Raw genomic sequence first — 14,808 nt, 5'->3', positions numbered from 1 at the left:
GTGCTCACCTCATCCAGTCGGGTGTCACGGCAAGGCCGTTGCGGTGGCGGTACTCGACGATCGCCTTGAGGTTGCGCAGCTCCAGCAGGTGACCGGCACCGAACATGTCCCAGAAGTCGCCCACCCAGACCGGTCGCTCGGGCGGCGCCGTCTCCGGATAGGGATTGCGGTCGTAGAACGGGTGATGACAGTTGGTCCACAGCACCACCGACCCGGGCTTGTCCAACACGACCTGCGCGTCGACAACACGCATCAGATAGATCATCCACAGGTGCCTGCCCTGGTCCCAGGCGCAGTGATAGTCGACGGTCCCGGCCGCTTCGTTGGCCACGGTGCGGGTGAAAATCTGTGTCTGCGAACCCAACCGGTCATAAGCCAGCCATAGCCCGGGCTCCTCAGTGGGGGTGAAACCACGCAGGCTGTAGGTCCACTCCTCCAGACATCGGGTATCGGCCAGGTAGTCGAACAACTCGTCGGGCGGACAGTCGATGTAATCGTTGACGGTGCAGTACTGGCCGTACACGTCGTCGTGCGGGTAGACCGACCGCATCATCTCCATGATGATCGGGGTGGCCTTCTGGCGCGGCGAGGTTTCGATGCGGATCAGGCCGTCCAGTGGTTCTGCGGTCCCCCGATGTGCAGAGATGTCGTCAAGGGCGGGCAGCGACATGGGTCGGGTTCTCCTTTGCGGCAGGCGGATAACTGGTCGCACCGTCGAGAAACGCCGCGAACGGCGGGATCTCGTCGGCCGAGCATTCGATGCTGACGACCGCCGGACCGTCGGTCTCCAGGGCGGCGCCAAGCGCGGCGGGAAGCGACGCAAGCTCGTCGACGTCCGTCGCGGGCAGCCCGGGGAACATCGCGCTCAGCCCCGCCCCCAGCCGGCTGGGACCGAACCGGTTGTAGCTGTAGCGATCCCGGTAGAACGTCTGCTCGCGGGTCACGCACATCGCGTGCGCGTGGTTGTCGAACAGCAGGAACGTCACCGGTAGGTGGTACTCCCTGGCGGTGTGGATCTCCATGCCGTGCATGAAGAAACTGCCGTCGCCCGCGATGACCACGGTTCGCCTGCCGCGCCCGAACGCCATCCCGATCGCGGCGCCGAAGCTGTACCCCATTCCGCCCATGCCGAGCGCGACGACGAACCGGCCGTTCCGCCGCACCGGCAGGTGGTGTAATGCCGCCGCCCCGATGTTGCCCGCGTCGACCACGATGTCCACCCCGGCGGGCAGCGTCGCGTCGAGCGCGGCCATCGCGTCTCGATACCGGATGCCGGGCCCGCGGTGCGGCGGCGGTCGTAACTCGGCGCGCGCCACCACATCGGGCACCCGTACCGCAGCAGGGCGACCGTGTCCGGACAGCGCGGCGGTGAGCGCCGTCAGCGACCCGCGCAGGTCCTCGCTCTGCAGATGCGTGCACGCGAGATACGGTGCCGCCGCGCCGATCGAGTACACCGGCACCGAAGCCAGCGCGTCGTCGAGCCCGGCGCGTGCGGTCACCGGCATGCGGGCGCCTACGAGCAGGCACAGCGCACTACCCGCCACGGCCGCCGCGATGCTCGGATGGCCCATCACGCCGGTCACCCCGAGCGCCGAGGACGAGCCCATCCCGGGTGTGCCCGCGACGTCCTTGGCATCGGGCACGGTGGCCACCCGGGCGCGCAGCACGGCCCGCAGCGCCTCGAGTTCGGCGCGCGCGTCGTCACGCGCCACCTGGTCCCCGGCGATGAGCGTGACGGGACCGGCGGCCCGGCGCAACGCTCGTGCGATCGGATGCACATCGGCCCGCTGTGGGGTGGCCCGCTCGTCGATGACGACGCCGCCGTTGACGGGCACGTCCGATTGTTGGATGTCCTTGGGCAGCAACAGCACCGCCGGCCCGCGCATCGTGTGAGCTGCCGCAATCGCGGTGGGCAGCGCGGTGATGATGTCCGCCGGTGCGAGCACCCGTCGGCAGTGCACTGACACCGCCGAGAACAGCGCGTGCCCATCCAATGCGCCGTTACGGCCGCTGGTGTCCTGGAACGCGCCTCGCCCGTCGAGGCCGGTTGGCGGCTGTCCGATCAGCGCCAGCACCGGCACCCTACTCGCGAAGGCCTCGCCCAGCGCGGGCACCGTGTTCAGGCAGCCGCCGCCCGAGGTCGCGGCGACCACGCCGATGCCGCAGCCGCTGCGGCTGTATCCGTCGGCCATTGTCGCTGCGGAGAACTCGTGTTTGGCGAGCACCGCGGTGATGTCGGAACGGAAGAACGCTGCGTCGTAGAGATCCTCGATGTTGGCGCCGTCGACACCGAAGACGTACTCGACGCCGATCGCGGCCAGGTGCTCGACGATGTGGTCGACGACCCGATGGCCCATAGCTCACCTGCTTTCGCACGCTTCAGCAGTGACACGGAGCGTGGGCCGGTTGGGTTCACCCGTCGCGCAGATTCACAGTGAGCGTTCCAGAAGCACCTGGCCGGATTCGGGTGAGACCAGTTGCACCGCAGCGATTTCGTCCATCTGCATCGGGGTGTTCGCGCTGGGCAGCGCAGTCGCTCCGGACAGCCCCAGCCACGTCGCGATCTGGTTGCGGCTGCCGTCGTCGCCGACCACCACCATCGCCAGGTCCTGGGGCGGCGCATCGCGTTGGCCCCAGTCGCCGTAGGTGCATGCCATGTCGATGCGGGTGCCCCAGCCGTAACCCGTCATCGAAATCGTTGCGTTGATGGGTGTCTCGGACACCTTGTTCATCTCCAGTTGCTCCGACGCCTGCGGCGGCGTACCGGTCTGCGAGCCGAATGTGTCGGGGCGCATCACGAGCGCGATACCGACCGCGAGCACCGCGGCGGCCAGGCCGACGGCGGCGGTGGCCATCCAGCGCGACCGTCGGCGCCGGGCCCGCACCTTGTCCAGCAGGCCGGGCAGCAGCTCTGGAGGCGGTTCGTCAGCAGCCGCGTCGAACTCGCGAAAGTCGGCGGGCCCGACCTTGCTCAACAGCGCAGGGATGCCACTCAACTCGGCGACCGCGGACCTGCAGTGCGCGCACGTCTTGAGGTGCGCCTCGTATTCGCGGCGCTCCTCGCTGGAGAGTGAACCCAGCACGTAGGCGGCGTCCCAGGTCGCGTACCGATCGTCGTCCGCCCTGTCGAGGGGTGGGTCGAATGCGGTCACCGTGTCACCCCCATTTCCTCCAACTTGAGCTTCAGCGCTCGTACCCCGTAGTGCAGCCGCGACTTCACGGTGCCCTCCGCGATGCGCAGGTCGTCGGCGATCTGCGCGGTCGTCCAACCGCGGTAATACGCGCGGCTGATGACCGCGCGATGCTCCTCGGACAGGCAGGCGATGGCTTCGCCGAGCATCATTCGGTCCAAGGCAGCCTCCACCTCGTCGGGTCCGGCCCGGTCCGCGGTTGCCTCCATGTCGGGGGTGCCGGACTCGCTGCGGAACCGGGCGCTGCGCCGCTCGTCGATGATGAGGTTACGGGCCACGGTGAACAACCAGGCCCGCACGGACCTCGTGCTGTCGGCCGTCACCTCGGGGTGGCGCCACGCTCGCAGCAGCGTCTCCTGCACGACATCCTCCGCCCGGGCCGTATCACCCGTCAGCCGTACCGCATAGCGCCAGATCGCGGCGGCGTGCTCGGCGTAGAGCACCCGCACGACGGTCGCCTCCGGGTCGTCCAAATTCAACCTCCGTTATGGATACGAGGTTGCCGGTCGTCCGGTTCAAGTATTGGCCGTCGACGCTGCGTCCACGGCGGAAAGTTCGAGTGGACCGCGCCGTCAGCGCGGAGTCGACATCAAGAACCCTGCGTGAGGATGCGAGGTCCGTTCTCGGTGACCGCCACGGTGTGCTCCCAGTGTGCCGCCCGCGAGCCGTCGGCGGTGACGACGGTCCACTCGTCTTCGAGCACCACCGTTTTTGTGGTGCCCAGGGTCAGCATCGGTTCGATGGCCAACACCGAGCCGACCGCCAGATGAGGTCCGCGGCCCGGGGCGCCCTCGTTGGGCAGGAACGGGTCCATGTGCATCTGCCTGCCGATGCCGTGCCCGCCGTAGCCGTCGACGATGCCGAACGCGCGCCCGTAACGCTTCTCGGCGGCGCGCGTGGCGGTCTCGATGGCGTGCGATACGTCGGTGAGCCGGTTGCCCGCCACCATCGCGGCCGCACCGGCTTCCATGGCCTCCTTGGTGGCCTTCGACAGCGCCTCGTCGACCGGGATCAGCGTCCCGATGCCGAACGTGATCGCCGAGTCGCCGTGCCAGCCGTCGACGATGGCGCCGCAGTCGATGGACACCAGATCGCCGTCGGCCAGCATCTCGCTTGCCGACGGGATCCCGTGCACGACACGGTCATTGACCGAAGAGCAGATGCTGGCCGGGTAGCCGTGGTAGCCGAGGAACGACGGCACACCGCCGCCATCGCGGATCACCGACTCGGCGATCTCGTCGAGCGCCAGCGTGGAGACGCCCGGGGCGGCGGCCCGACGCACCGCGGCCAGGGCCGCGGCCACCAGTGCGCCCGCGACGGCCATCGCGTCGAGCTCACCGGGCGTGCGCTGCGGTACGACCTTGCGGCTGCGCAGACCCATCAGGCCCATATCCGACTACTTACCGAGCGCCTGCAGCGCCCGCGCGAAAACCTCGTCCAGCGCGCCGACCGCGTCGACCTGTTGCAGGTTGTTGTGGCTGTAGTACTCCAGCAGCGGGTAGGTCTCGTCGCGATAGACCTGCATCCGGTTGCGGATCACGTCTTCGGTGTCGTCGTCGCGGCCGCGCGCCTTGAGCCGCTTGAACAGCTCGTCCTCGGAAACCTTGAACTCCAGCACCGCGTCGAGTTTGGTGTCGTGACGCTTGAGCATCTCGTCGAGCGCCTTGGCCTGCTCCACCGAGCGGGGATAGCCGTCGAGAATGAACCCTGCAGCCGCATCCTCCTGCTCAATGCGGTCCTCGACCAGTTTGTTCGTCAGCTCCGAGGGCACCAGGTCACCCGCGTCGAGGTAACGCTTGGCCTCCAGGCCGAGCGGGGTGCCGTCGCCGATGTTCTGCCGGAACAGGTCGCCCGTCGAGATCTGCGGGATGCCGAGCTTCTCGGAGAGCTTCTGGGCCTGCGTGCCTTTGCCGGCGCCGGGTGGTCCGAGCAGAACGACTCTCACTTGAGGAACCCTTCGTAATTACGTTGCATCAGCTGGCTCTCGATCTGCTTCACGGTATCCAAGCCGACCCCGACCAGGATCAGAACTCCGACACCGCCGAACGGCAGGTTCTGCACGGGACCGCTGGCACCGACCTGAAGGAACATGTTCGGCAACACGGCGATGACACCGAGGTAGATCGAGCCCGGCAACGTGATGCGGCTCAACACGTAGCGCAAGTAGTCGGCGGTCGGTTGGCCTGGGCGGATGCCCGGGATGAACCCGCCGAACTTCTTCATTTCGTCGGCGCGCTCGTCCGGGTTGAACGTGATCGACACGTAAAAGTAGGTGAAGAAGACGATCAGCACGAAGTAGACCGCGATGTAGGCGGGGCTACTGGGATCCGTGAGGTAATTGGCGACGAACGAACTCCACCAGTTGGTGCTGTTCGGATTGGAGCTGCCACTCTGGATCAGCTGGGTGATCAGCTGCGGGATGTAGATCAGCGACGAAGCGAAAATGACCGGGATGACGCCGGCCTGGTTGACCTTCAGCGGCAGATACGTCGACGTGCCGCCGTACATCTTGCGTCCCACCATGCGCTTGGCGTACTGCACCGGGATCCGGCGCTGGCCCTGCTCGACGAACACCACGCCGACGACGATGGCCAGCGCGCCGAGGCACACCAGCGCGAACACCAGGCCGCCGCGGCTCTCCAGAATGGCCTGGCCTTCGCCGGGCATCGCCGAGGCAATGCTCGCGAAGATGATCAGCGACATGCCGTTGCCGATGCCCCGCTCGGTGACCAGCTCGCCCATCCACATCAGAAGCGCCGCGCCCGCCGTCATCACCAGCACGATGACGACGAGGGTGAAGATGTTCAGCCCCTCGCTCTGGCCCTGGATGATGTCGAGCGTGCAGCCCTGCAGCAATCCGCCGTTGGCGGCCAGCGCCACGATGCTGGTGGCCTGCAGAATCGCCAGCGCAATCGAGAGATAACGCGTGTACTGCGTCATCTTGGTCTGGCCGGACTGCCCTTCCTTGCGCAGCTGCTCGAACCGCGGAATCACCACGGTCAACAGCTGCACGATGATGCTCGCGGTGATGTAGGGCATGATGCCGACCGCGAAGACCGACAGCTGCAGCAGCGCACCGCCGGAGAACAGGTTGATCAAGGAGTACACCTGGCCGGCGTCGCCGCCGCTGACCTCCGCGATACACGTCTGGATGTTCGGGAAGTTCACGCCGGGAGACGGTATGGAGGCGCCGATCCGGTAAAGGATCACGATGCCCAGGGTGAACAGGATCTTTCGCCTCAGGTCGGGTGTCCTGAGTGAAGAGATGAAAGCCGAGAGCACTCTTCCTCCTGCGCAGCCGACCTTTTGATCGCGGCGTGCGGATGGGGCTGGATTCGACCAGCGTCTTGGTTAAGTCGTGTGCGGACCCCCGCCAAGCGCACAGCCTGCAGAGTTACCCGCCAAACAGTCTACGAGAGTAACAGTTGGGGCCCGGTCGGCCCGCATCCCGCCGAGCGTCGGTTCTCACAGCCGCTTCTCAGGCCGGGAACATACCGTGGACCCCATCTCGTTATATGCCCTAAATAATAAACGGTAAGGAGCGGATGAATGGCACGGACGGACAACGACACCTGGGATCTGGCTTCGAGCGTCGGCGCGACGGCGACCATGGTCGCGGCGGCGCGGGCGATCGCAAGCACCGGCAACGACCCGCTGATCTGCGATCCCTACGCCGAACCGCTGGTGCGCGCCGTCGGTGTCGACTTCTTCACCCGCCTCGCCGGCGGGGATCTCAGGCTCGAGGATCTCGATGCCGACAACGCGGCGGTCGGAATGGCGCGGATGACCGACAACATGGCGGTGCGGACCAAATTCTTCGACCAGTTCTTCGAAGACGCCGGCAACGCGGGGATTCGCCAGGTGGTGATCCTGGCGTCGGGACTCGACGCGCGGTCCTACCGGCTGGGGTGGCCGGCCGGCACGACGGTCTACGAGATCGACCAACCCGAGGTCATCGCGTTCAAGAGCCGGACGCTGACCGACCTCGGCGCCCAGCCGACGGCCGACCTCAGGTCCGTGTCCATCGACCTGCGATTCGACTGGCCCGCGGCGTTGAAGCAGGCCGGCTTCGACCCGGCCGTACCGACGGCGTGGAGTGCCGAGGGTCTGCTCGGCTATCTGCCGCCGGAGGCGCAGGACAACCTGCTCGACACCATCACCGAGCTGAGCGCACCCGGCAGCCGGGTGGCTGTCGAAAGCGGCCCGACCAGCGCGGCCCCCGAAGACCGCGAGAAGGTGCTCGAGCGCATGCAGGAGACCGCACAGCGGTGGCGCGAACACGGCTTCGAACTGGATTTCGCCGAACTCGTCTACCTCGGCGATCGCAATGAGGCCGGTGCCTACCTGGCCGACCGCGGCTGGCGGCTCAGCCGCCGCACCGTAGGCGAACTGCTGGCCGACAGTGGTCTGCCGCCGCTGCCCGATGACGAAGACGCCGCCCACTTCGGCGAGCTGCAGTACGTCACCGGGATACTCGAGTTGTGAGCCGGACCGATTCGGACAGCTGGGACCTCGCGTCCAGCGTGGGCACCACGGCCACGATGGTCGCGGCCGCCCGCGCGATCGCCAGTCGCGAGGACGACCCGCTGTTCGATGACCCGTACGCCGCGCCGCTGGTGCGTGCGGTCGGGGTCGATTTCTTCACGCGTCTGGTGGACGGTGAGATCGAACTGGACGACGCCGACGGTGCCGGGGCGCGGTTCATGGCGCGCCTCATCGCGGTCCGCACACGGTTCTTCGACGACTTCTTCCGCGACGCGGGCGCCGCGGGTATCCGGCAGGCGGTGATCTTGGCGTCGGGCCTGGACTCGCGGTCCTACCGGCTGCCGTGGCCCGCCGGCACCGTCGTCTACGAGATCGACCAGCCGCAGGTCATCGAGTTCAAGTCGGCGACGATGGCCTCGCTTGGTGCGGCGCCGGCCGCCGAACTGCGTACGGTCGGCGTCGACCTGCGCGAGGACTGGCCGAAAGCGTTGCGTGACAGTGGTTTCGATCCCGGCCAGCCGGCCGCTTGGAGCGCCGAGGGACTGCTGGTGTACCTGCCGCCCGAAGCGCAGGACCGGCTGTTCGACAACATCGCCGCGCTCAGCGCACCCGGCAGCCGGCTCGCAACCGAATACCACCCGGACGCCGCGGCGACGATCGGCGAACGCAGCAAGGCGATCAGCAGGCAGTGGGGCGAGAACGGGATGCATTTCGACATCTCCAAGCTGTTCTACGCCGGCGAGCGGCGTCACGTCGCCGACTATCTCACCGACACCGGCTGGCACGTGTCCGCCCGCAACCGCCCCGAGGTGTTCGCCGCATACGGCCAGCAGTTTCCGGATACGGATCTTCTTGCGCCGATGCGTGATTCAGTCGCGATCGTCGCGACCCGCAACTGAGGAGAAAAATGGCACGCACGGATGACGACTCCTGGGACCTGGCCTCCAGCGTCGGCTCGACCGCGACGATGGTCGCCGCACAGCGCGTGTTGAGCCACCGCGAAGGCCTGATCGACGACCCGTACGCCGAACCGCTGGTGCGCGCGGTCGGACTCGACTTCTTCGTGCGGGCGCTCGACGGCGAGATATCGCTGGACGACATCGACCCCCGCTTCAACACGCGTCGCGCCGCCGAGGGGATGGCGGTACGGACGCGCCATTTCGACCGGCTGTTCACCGACGCCGCAGCGGCGGGTATCTGCCAGGCGGTGATTTTGGCCGCCGGCCTGGATGCGCGCGCCTACCGCCTGCCGTGGCCGGCGGGGTCGACCGTCTTCGAGCTCGATCAGCCCGAAGTCATCGCGTTCAAGAGCGACACCCTGGCCGGGCTGGGCGCCGACGCCAAGGCCGATCGGCGTGCCGTGCCGATAGATCTGCGCGACGACTGGTCGAAAGCCCTGCTGGCCAACGGTTTCGACTCGACGCAGCCGACGGCGTGGATCGCCGAGGGGCTGCTGATCTATTTGCCGCCGGAGGCACAAGACCTGCTTTTCGACCGGATCGACGAGCTCAGCGCGCCGGGCAGTCGCGTCGCGACCGAGCACATCCCCGACGTCAGCATGTTCTCCGACGAGCGGGCACAGGAGATCGCCGACCGGTTCAAGGCCTACGGCCACGACATCGAGATGGGCGAGCTGATCTACCACGGCGAGCGCAACGACGTGATCGACTATCTGACCGCTCGCGGATGGGACGTCACTACGCAGCCGACCCGGGATGCATACGCCGCCAACGGGTTCGAGTTTCCCGAGGACGGCCCCATGGTTTCTTTCGCCGACATGAGCTACCTCGCCGCGGTGAAGCGTTAGGACACGCCGAGCGGCCGCTTGTTCACGCCTCTTCTCGCGACTTGTGTACATCAGCCGTACGCTCGGCCAGTTCGAGAAACCGGCCGTAGCGGTCGGCGACCGCTGACGTCCAGGCCGGATCGGGTTCGACGACGCGTCCCGTGCGCGCCCAGCGGGCGGCGTCGGTGGGCGACGACTCCAGCCCCGCTGCCATCCGGGCAAGAAACGCCGCGCCCAGCGCGGCACCTTCGGCGACGGCCGACACCTCGACGGGCAGTCCCGTGGCGTCGGCGATCGCTTGCATCCACGACTCGACCCGGGTGCCGCCGCCGGTCGCGACGATGCGGGTCGCACGTGCTCCGCTCATCTCGATCAGTTGCCGCACTACAAATCCCGACGCCTCCAAGGCGGCGCGGCGGATCGCGGCGCCGTCGTGCGTGAGGTCCAGGGCGTCGAGTACGCCGCGGCGGTTGGGATCGTGGTACGGCACCCGTTCGCCGCGCAGATATGGCGACCATACCGGGACACGTTGCGGGTCAACTGAATCCCCCGCAGCCACGACGCGGTCGACCCAGTTGAGGAAAATGCCGCCGGCATTGCTGGGCCCGCCGATCTGACACTTGCCCGGCGCGGTGTGCGGCAGCGTCCAGAGCCCCGGCACCTCGCGGTACTCCGGGATCGTCACCCACACGATCAACGTGGTGCCGCAGAGGACCAGGACGTCACCATCGCGGTCGGCCCCCGCGACCAGCTGCTCGCACACCGCATCCACCGCCCCAGTACCCAGGAGCGCGTCAGAACCTCGAAGCCCACCCGCGGCAGCGCCGGTGGCTTCGACGCGCGGCAACTGTCCCGGCGTGACACCGCAATCGGCACATCGTGTCTCGCTCCAGCCGGTGTCGTCGAACAACGGGTACATCGTGGCGGCTGTCGCGCTGTCGACCACGTCCTCACCCGCCAACGCGTAGTTCGCTACCGCCGCCGCCGGCCAGTATCCGCGTGCGCCCGGCCGCTGCCGGGCGGTCCAGCGCAAGAATTCGGCCGTCTCCCCGGTGAGGAACGTCGAGCTTGCACCGCCCGGCCCGCGCCCGCGGCCGTCGCCGTACAACAGTCCCGACGTCTGCGGCGTCCCCTCGTCATCGACCGCGGTCAGCGAAGGCACCATCGCGGTGACGGCGACCGCGGCCACGTCCGGGCGTGCCAGCTGTTCCAGCGCCGCAAGCGGGCCCTGCCGCCACGCCACGTCGGCGTCGTGCTCGAAGCGGTCGGGACTCGGCACGTCGAGCGTGTGCGGGATCCGGGACCGGGCGGTCACCCGGCCGTCGCCATCGGCGACCACGGCCTTCACAGCGGTGGTGCCGATGTCGACGCCGATTGTGGCCTCTTTGGCTGACACGCGCGTCACCGTACGCCAGCATGTGCAGTCGTGACCCGACTTCGCGCGCTCGTGACGGCCCCGCTGCGCGGCCCCGGCTTCGCCAGACTCAACGAGTTGATGGAGGTGCTCTACGACCCGTGGATCGAACAACGCCCGTTGCGGATCCACACCGCCGAGCAGCTGGCCGAACGGGCCGCCGCCGAACACGCCGACGTGCTTGTCGTCGAGAGTGATTCGGTCGCCGGACCCGTGTTCGACCTTTCACTGCGGGCGGTCACCTCGACGCGCGGCGACCCGAGCAACGTCGACGTCCGCGCCGCCACCGCCGCGGGGATCCCGGTGCTACACACGCCCGCCCGCAACGCAGACGCCGTCGCCGAGATGACGCTGGCGTTGCTGTTCGCCGCGACACGACACGTGCTCACCGCCGACGCGGATGTCCGCGCCGGCGAGGTATTCCGCGATGGCACCTTGCCCTACCAACGCTTGCGGGCATGGGAGATCGCCGGCCAGACCGCCGGGCTGGTTGGACTCGGAGCGGTCGCCCGAGCGCTGCGATGGCGACTGGAAGGCCTTGGCGTGAACGTGATCGCCTGCGACCCCTACAACGACGAGGCCGGCCACACCCTGGACCAGTTGCTGGCCGACGCTGACATCGTCTCGCTGCACGCGCCTGTCACCGAGGAGACCGAGCGGATGATCGGTCCCGAGCAGTTCGCCGCGATGCGCGACGGCGCGGTGTTCCTCAATACCGCCCGCGCGCAGCTGCACGACACCGACGCGCTGGTCGCCGCGTTGCGCAGCGGGAAGGTCGGCGCCGCAGGCCTCGACCACTTCGTCGGCGAATCGCTGCCCGTCGACCATCCGCTGACCGGCATGGCCAATGTCGTTCTCACGCCTCACATCGGCGGCGCCACCTGGAACACTGAGGTACGGCAGGCGCAGATGGTCGCCGACGACCTCGAGTCGCTCCTGTCCGGGCGCACCCCCGCCCACATCGTCAACCCGGAAGTGCTCAGCTCATGAAGTTCGTCGACCATCCCGAGGACGCCGTGCTCGCCGCCGCGAAAGACATGTTGCGGCGCGGGCTGGTGGAAGGTACCGCGGGCAACATCTCCGCCCGCCGCGAGGACGGCACCATCGTGATCACGCCGTCGTCGGTGGACTATCACGACATGGCACTCGACGACCTCGTGCTCGTCGACCCCGAAGGCGCCGTGGTCACAGCCAAGGACGGCCGCACGCCCTCCACGGAGATGGCACTGCACCTGGCCTGCTACCGGGCATTCGACGACATCGGCAGCGTCATTCACAGCCATCCGGTGTGGGCGACGATGTTCGCGGTTGCGCGACAGCCGATCCCCGCCTGCGTGGACGAGTTCGCTGTGTACTGCGGTGGGGACATCCGCTGTGCCGACTATGCGGCATCTGGCACACCGGATGTCGGCCACAATGCCGTCAAGGCGTTGGAGGGCCGCGCCGCAGCACTGATCGCCAACCACGGCCTGGTCGCCGTTGCGCCCCGGCCGGACAAGGCGCTGCACGTCACCGCACTCGTCGAGCGGACCGCCAAGATCGCCTGGGGCGCAAGAGCTCTCGGCGGACCGGTGTCGATTCCTGCCGAGGTGAACGCGAACTTCGCCGCGGTTTACAACTACCTGCGTACCAACCCGAGTTGACTTCCTCGCGAGCGCTAGAAGCGGTAGTCGCCCGGCAAGAGCGCGATGACCCCGCTCAGCGATCGCTCGACGTCACTGAAAACCTGCGCCACCGACCGACCGAGCAGCGCGGCAACGGCCTCCGGCACCGACGCCGCCGCGGGTTGCGATGACGGCTTGGGCCGCAACCGGTCCAGTAGCGAGGAGCCCGGATACCCGACGATGCGCACGTCGGCGTCGCGATCCAAGCCGGCCAGCACCTTGGCCCGGGTCACCGCCTCGCGCAACCCGCCGAGGTGGTCGACCAAGCCGCGCTCGAGCGCGTCGGCACCGGTCCACACCCGGCCGCGCGCGATCGCGTCGACCTCCGTGATGCTCATCGAGCGGGCTTCAGCCACGCGTTCGACGAAATCTCCGTAGTACAAGTCGGTTTCGGCGTCCAATTGTGCGCGTTGCTCATCACTGAACGGCTCGTTGATCGACCAGACGTCCGCGTTCGCGTTGGTGCGCACCGAGTCGAAGCCAATTCCGAGCCGGCCCTTGAGCTCACGAGCGACGAATTTGCCCGCCACCACGCCAATCGATCCGGTGATCGTGCCGGGGTTCGCGACGATCTCGTCGGCGCCCATCGACACGTAGTAGCCGCCCGACGCCGCGACCGCGCCCATCGACGCGACCACCGGCTTGCCCTTGTCGCGTATCCGGGCCACCTCGCGCCAGATCGTCTCCGAACCGTTGATGGATCCTCCCGGCGTGTCGACCCTGAGCACGACCGCCGACACGTCCTCGTCGGTGGCCACCTCCCGCAGCGCCGCGGCGATGGTGTCACCGCCGATGCTCGAGCTGCCCAGCAGCGGTCGCGGGCCACCTCGACCGCTGACAATCGGGCCGTGCACCGTCACCACCGCAATCGTCGCCTTGGCCTTTCGTCCCGGGATGGGCGGTGTCGGTAGGGCGTGGCGTTCGGCGGTGGCGCGCGCATATCGCGACAGGTACAACCGCGGGGGCGCATCATCGGAGTCCGCGTCAGCGTTCGTGATCTCCGGCGCGCCAACCAGTTCGGCGATCCGGGCGTAGGCCTCGTCGCGGAAACCTATCCGGTCGACCAGCCGCGCGGCAAGCGCATCGTCACGCAGCAGCGGTGCCCGGTCCGCGAGCGCGTTGACGTCGTCGGGCTCGATGTGGCGGGACTCCGACACCGCCTGCAACACCTGTTCGTGCAGGCTTCGGATCACCCGCTCGTCTGCTTCGCGATGGGCATCGGTGTAGCGGTCCTGCGTGAAACGGTTCGCCGCGGACTTGTATTCGCCGCGAGCGACGAGTTCCGCCTCGAGACCAGCCTTCTCCAGCGCGCCGCGTAGGAACAGCGCGTTGGTGGCGAATCCGACCAGCCCCACGGTGCCCGACGGCTGCAACCAGATTTCCCGAAAAGCCGTCGCCAGGTAGTAAGAAAGTGTCCCGGGGTAAGTCTCAGCCCACGCCAGCGAGGGCTTCACATCGCTGAACGCGGCGATGGCCGAGCGCAATTCCTGCACCGGACCGGCAGGGGCGAGGGGATACTGCACCCGCGCAATCAGCCCCGCGACCCTGGGGTCCTCGGCCGCCCGATGGATCGCCGAGACGGCCTCCCCGAGCAGCAGGGGCTTGCCGGCGCCGGTCAGCAAGGCGAACGGGTCGAATCCGCCGGTTTCCTCGGGGACAGACAGCAGATCGAGTTCGAGCACACACCCGTTCGGCACGCCGTTGTGGCGGGCGGTGTCGACGCGCCGGGTCAGCGCGCGCAAGGTGTCGGGACCGGGCAAACCCGGTAGTCCGGGCAGGAATGCAGGCATGCTGCGAGCCTACCGACGCCCGGATCCCGGCGAGCAGACGCGAAGCGCACCGACACGCCGGCGGATCAGGGCACGATGCGCCTGCTCGCGCCACAAGGCGGCGTGCCGGCTTGCTGAAAATTAGGTGTTTTAAGTTCTTGATCATGATGGTAGAACCGAAGCCATGATCGCAAAACTGAGAATCATCGCCCCACTGGTGATGGCGGGGGCGGTCGCGACGGGATTCGCCGCCGCACCGGTGGCCCTCGCCGAAACCAATGCTGCCGCAGCGCAAACGCAGATCACGCCGCTGTCGCAGGGTCCCCGCTACGGCGGGTGCACCGACGACGGCACCTGCGGTCAAGGCGGCCCGGACGGAGGCGGCGGCTGCACTGCCAACGGCGTCTGCGGCCACGGCGGACCGTCGGGCGGCGGCGGCTGCGTGCCGGGCGTCGGCTGCTTCGAGTGGAACCCGTAAGCCGGAACCCCGTAAGCCCGT

15 protein-coding genes are annotated in these 14,808 nt (G+C 68.0%); 6 read left to right on the top strand and 9 right to left on the bottom strand.

Features of this window, described 5'->3' with window-relative positions; all coding sequences use genetic code 11:
* Nucleotides 1-4: 4 nt before the first annotated feature.
* The 7 genes from AU185_RS20310 to secY all read right to left on the bottom strand — a co-directional run bounded on the left by AU185_RS20310 (nt 5) and on the right by secY (nt 6,473).
* Nucleotides 5-670 (bottom strand): hypothetical protein, encoded by a 666-nt coding sequence (locus tag AU185_RS20310; RefSeq protein ID WP_059101384.1) that lies wholly within the window; start codon nt 668-670, stop codon nt 5-7.
* Complete coding sequence (locus AU185_RS20305) at nt 651-2,357, bottom strand: thiamine pyrophosphate-binding protein (RefSeq protein WP_059101383.1); 1,707 nt, start codon at nt 2,355-2,357, stop codon at nt 651-653. Before AU185_RS20305 ends, AU185_RS20310 begins: the two co-directional genes overlap by 20 nt.
* Nucleotides 2,358-2,429: 72 nt before the next feature.
* Nucleotides 2,430-3,152, bottom strand: a complete 723-nt coding sequence (locus tag AU185_RS20300) for an anti-sigma factor family protein (RefSeq protein ID WP_059101382.1) — start codon at nt 3,150-3,152, stop codon at nt 2,430-2,432.
* Nucleotides 3,149-3,664, bottom strand: a complete 516-nt coding sequence (locus AU185_RS20295; RefSeq protein WP_059101381.1) for a sigma-70 family RNA polymerase sigma factor — start codon at nt 3,662-3,664, stop codon at nt 3,149-3,151. Before AU185_RS20295 ends, AU185_RS20300 begins: the two co-directional genes overlap by 4 nt.
* 116 nt (nt 3,665-3,780) lie before the next feature.
* Nucleotides 3,781-4,581, bottom strand: coding sequence for a type I methionyl aminopeptidase (gene map / locus AU185_RS20290; RefSeq protein WP_059101380.1), 801 nt, complete (start codon nt 4,579-4,581; stop codon nt 3,781-3,783).
* A gap of 6 nt (nt 4,582-4,587) precedes the next feature.
* Nucleotides 4,588-5,136: an adenylate kinase gene (locus AU185_RS20285; protein WP_059101379.1), complete on the bottom strand. Its 549-nt coding sequence runs from the start codon at nt 5,134-5,136 to the stop codon at nt 4,588-4,590.
* Nucleotides 5,133-6,473, bottom strand: a complete 1,341-nt coding sequence (gene secY, locus AU185_RS20280; RefSeq protein WP_059101378.1) for a preprotein translocase subunit SecY — start codon at nt 6,471-6,473, stop codon at nt 5,133-5,135. The genes AU185_RS20285 and secY overlap by 4 nt, the downstream gene beginning before the upstream one ends.
* 267 nt (nt 6,474-6,740) lie before the next feature.
* Here secY and AU185_RS20275 point away from each other — a divergent pair, with 267 nt between their 5' ends.
* The 3 genes from AU185_RS20275 to AU185_RS20265 are packed head-to-tail and all read left to right on the top strand — an operon-like array spanning nt 6,741 to nt 9,483.
* The gene (locus AU185_RS20275; protein WP_059101377.1) at nt 6,741-7,676 is read left to right on the top strand and encodes a class I SAM-dependent methyltransferase; all 936 of its coding nucleotides are present in this window, start codon (nt 6,741-6,743) and stop codon (nt 7,674-7,676) included.
* Nucleotides 7,673-8,575, top strand: coding sequence for a class I SAM-dependent methyltransferase (locus tag AU185_RS20270; protein WP_059101376.1), 903 nt, complete (start codon nt 7,673-7,675; stop codon nt 8,573-8,575). Before AU185_RS20275 ends, AU185_RS20270 begins: the two co-directional genes overlap by 4 nt.
* 8 nt (nt 8,576-8,583) lie before the next feature.
* Complete coding sequence (locus AU185_RS20265) at nt 8,584-9,483, top strand: class I SAM-dependent methyltransferase (RefSeq protein ID WP_059101375.1); 900 nt, start codon at nt 8,584-8,586, stop codon at nt 9,481-9,483.
* 22 nt (nt 9,484-9,505) lie between these two features.
* Here the strand turns inward: AU185_RS20265 and AU185_RS20260 are convergent, their stop codons facing one another.
* Nucleotides 9,506-10,867, bottom strand: coding sequence for a xylulokinase (locus tag AU185_RS20260; protein ID WP_502687996.1), 1,362 nt, complete (start codon nt 10,865-10,867; stop codon nt 9,506-9,508).
* 21 nt (nt 10,868-10,888) lie between these two features.
* Here AU185_RS20260 and AU185_RS20255 point away from each other — a divergent pair, with 21 nt between their 5' ends.
* Together AU185_RS20255 and AU185_RS20250 are read left to right on the top strand one after the other, a co-directional pair.
* Nucleotides 10,889-11,866, top strand: a complete 978-nt coding sequence (locus AU185_RS20255) for an NAD(P)-dependent oxidoreductase (RefSeq protein WP_059101373.1) — start codon at nt 10,889-10,891, stop codon at nt 11,864-11,866.
* Nucleotides 11,863-12,519, top strand: a complete 657-nt coding sequence (locus AU185_RS20250) for an L-fuculose-phosphate aldolase (protein ID WP_059101372.1) — start codon at nt 11,863-11,865, stop codon at nt 12,517-12,519. The genes AU185_RS20255 and AU185_RS20250 overlap by 4 nt, the downstream gene beginning before the upstream one ends.
* Before the next feature lie 14 nt (nt 12,520-12,533).
* Here AU185_RS20250 and sppA read toward each other — a convergent pair whose 3' ends face one another.
* Nucleotides 12,534-14,330 (bottom strand): signal peptide peptidase SppA, encoded by a 1,797-nt coding sequence (gene sppA, locus AU185_RS20245; RefSeq protein ID WP_059101371.1) that lies wholly within the window; start codon nt 14,328-14,330, stop codon nt 12,534-12,536.
* Between the two features lie 163 nt (nt 14,331-14,493).
* On the opposite strand from sppA, the gene AU185_RS20240 reads away from it, so the two are divergent.
* Complete coding sequence (locus AU185_RS20240) at nt 14,494-14,787, top strand: hypothetical protein (protein ID WP_059101370.1); 294 nt, start codon at nt 14,494-14,496, stop codon at nt 14,785-14,787.
* Nucleotides 14,788-14,808 lie beyond the last annotated feature (21 nt).

This window comes from Mycobacterium sp. GA-0227b (genome assembly GCF_001499855.1).
Classification (GTDB): Bacteria; Actinomycetota; Actinomycetes; order Mycobacteriales; family Mycobacteriaceae; genus Mycobacterium.
This window is presented reverse-complemented; position numbering and strand designations above follow the sequence as displayed.

Coding starts and splice junctions, on each gene's coding strand:
- AU185_RS20250 (WP_059101372.1), top strand. CDS start 11,863: ATGAAGTTCGTCGACCATCCCGAGGACGCCGTGCTCGCCGCCGCGAAA.
- AU185_RS20240 (WP_059101370.1), top strand. CDS start 14,494: ATGATCGCAAAACTGAGAATCATCGCCCCACTGGTGATGGCGGGGGCG.
- AU185_RS20265 (WP_059101375.1), top strand. CDS start 8,584: ATGGCACGCACGGATGACGACTCCTGGGACCTGGCCTCCAGCGTCGGC.
- map (WP_059101380.1), bottom strand. CDS start 4,581: ATGGGCCTGATGGGTCTGCGCAGCCGCAAGGTCGTACCGCAGCGCACG.
- AU185_RS20310 (WP_059101384.1), bottom strand. CDS start 670: ATGTCGCTGCCCGCCCTTGACGACATCTCTGCACATCGGGGGACCGCA.
- sppA (WP_059101371.1), bottom strand. CDS start 14,330: ATGCCTGCATTCCTGCCCGGACTACCGGGTTTGCCCGGTCCCGACACC.
- AU185_RS20275 (WP_059101377.1), top strand. CDS start 6,741: ATGGCACGGACGGACAACGACACCTGGGATCTGGCTTCGAGCGTCGGC.
- AU185_RS20305 (WP_059101383.1), bottom strand. CDS start 2,357: ATGGGCCATCGGGTCGTCGACCACATCGTCGAGCACCTGGCCGCGATC.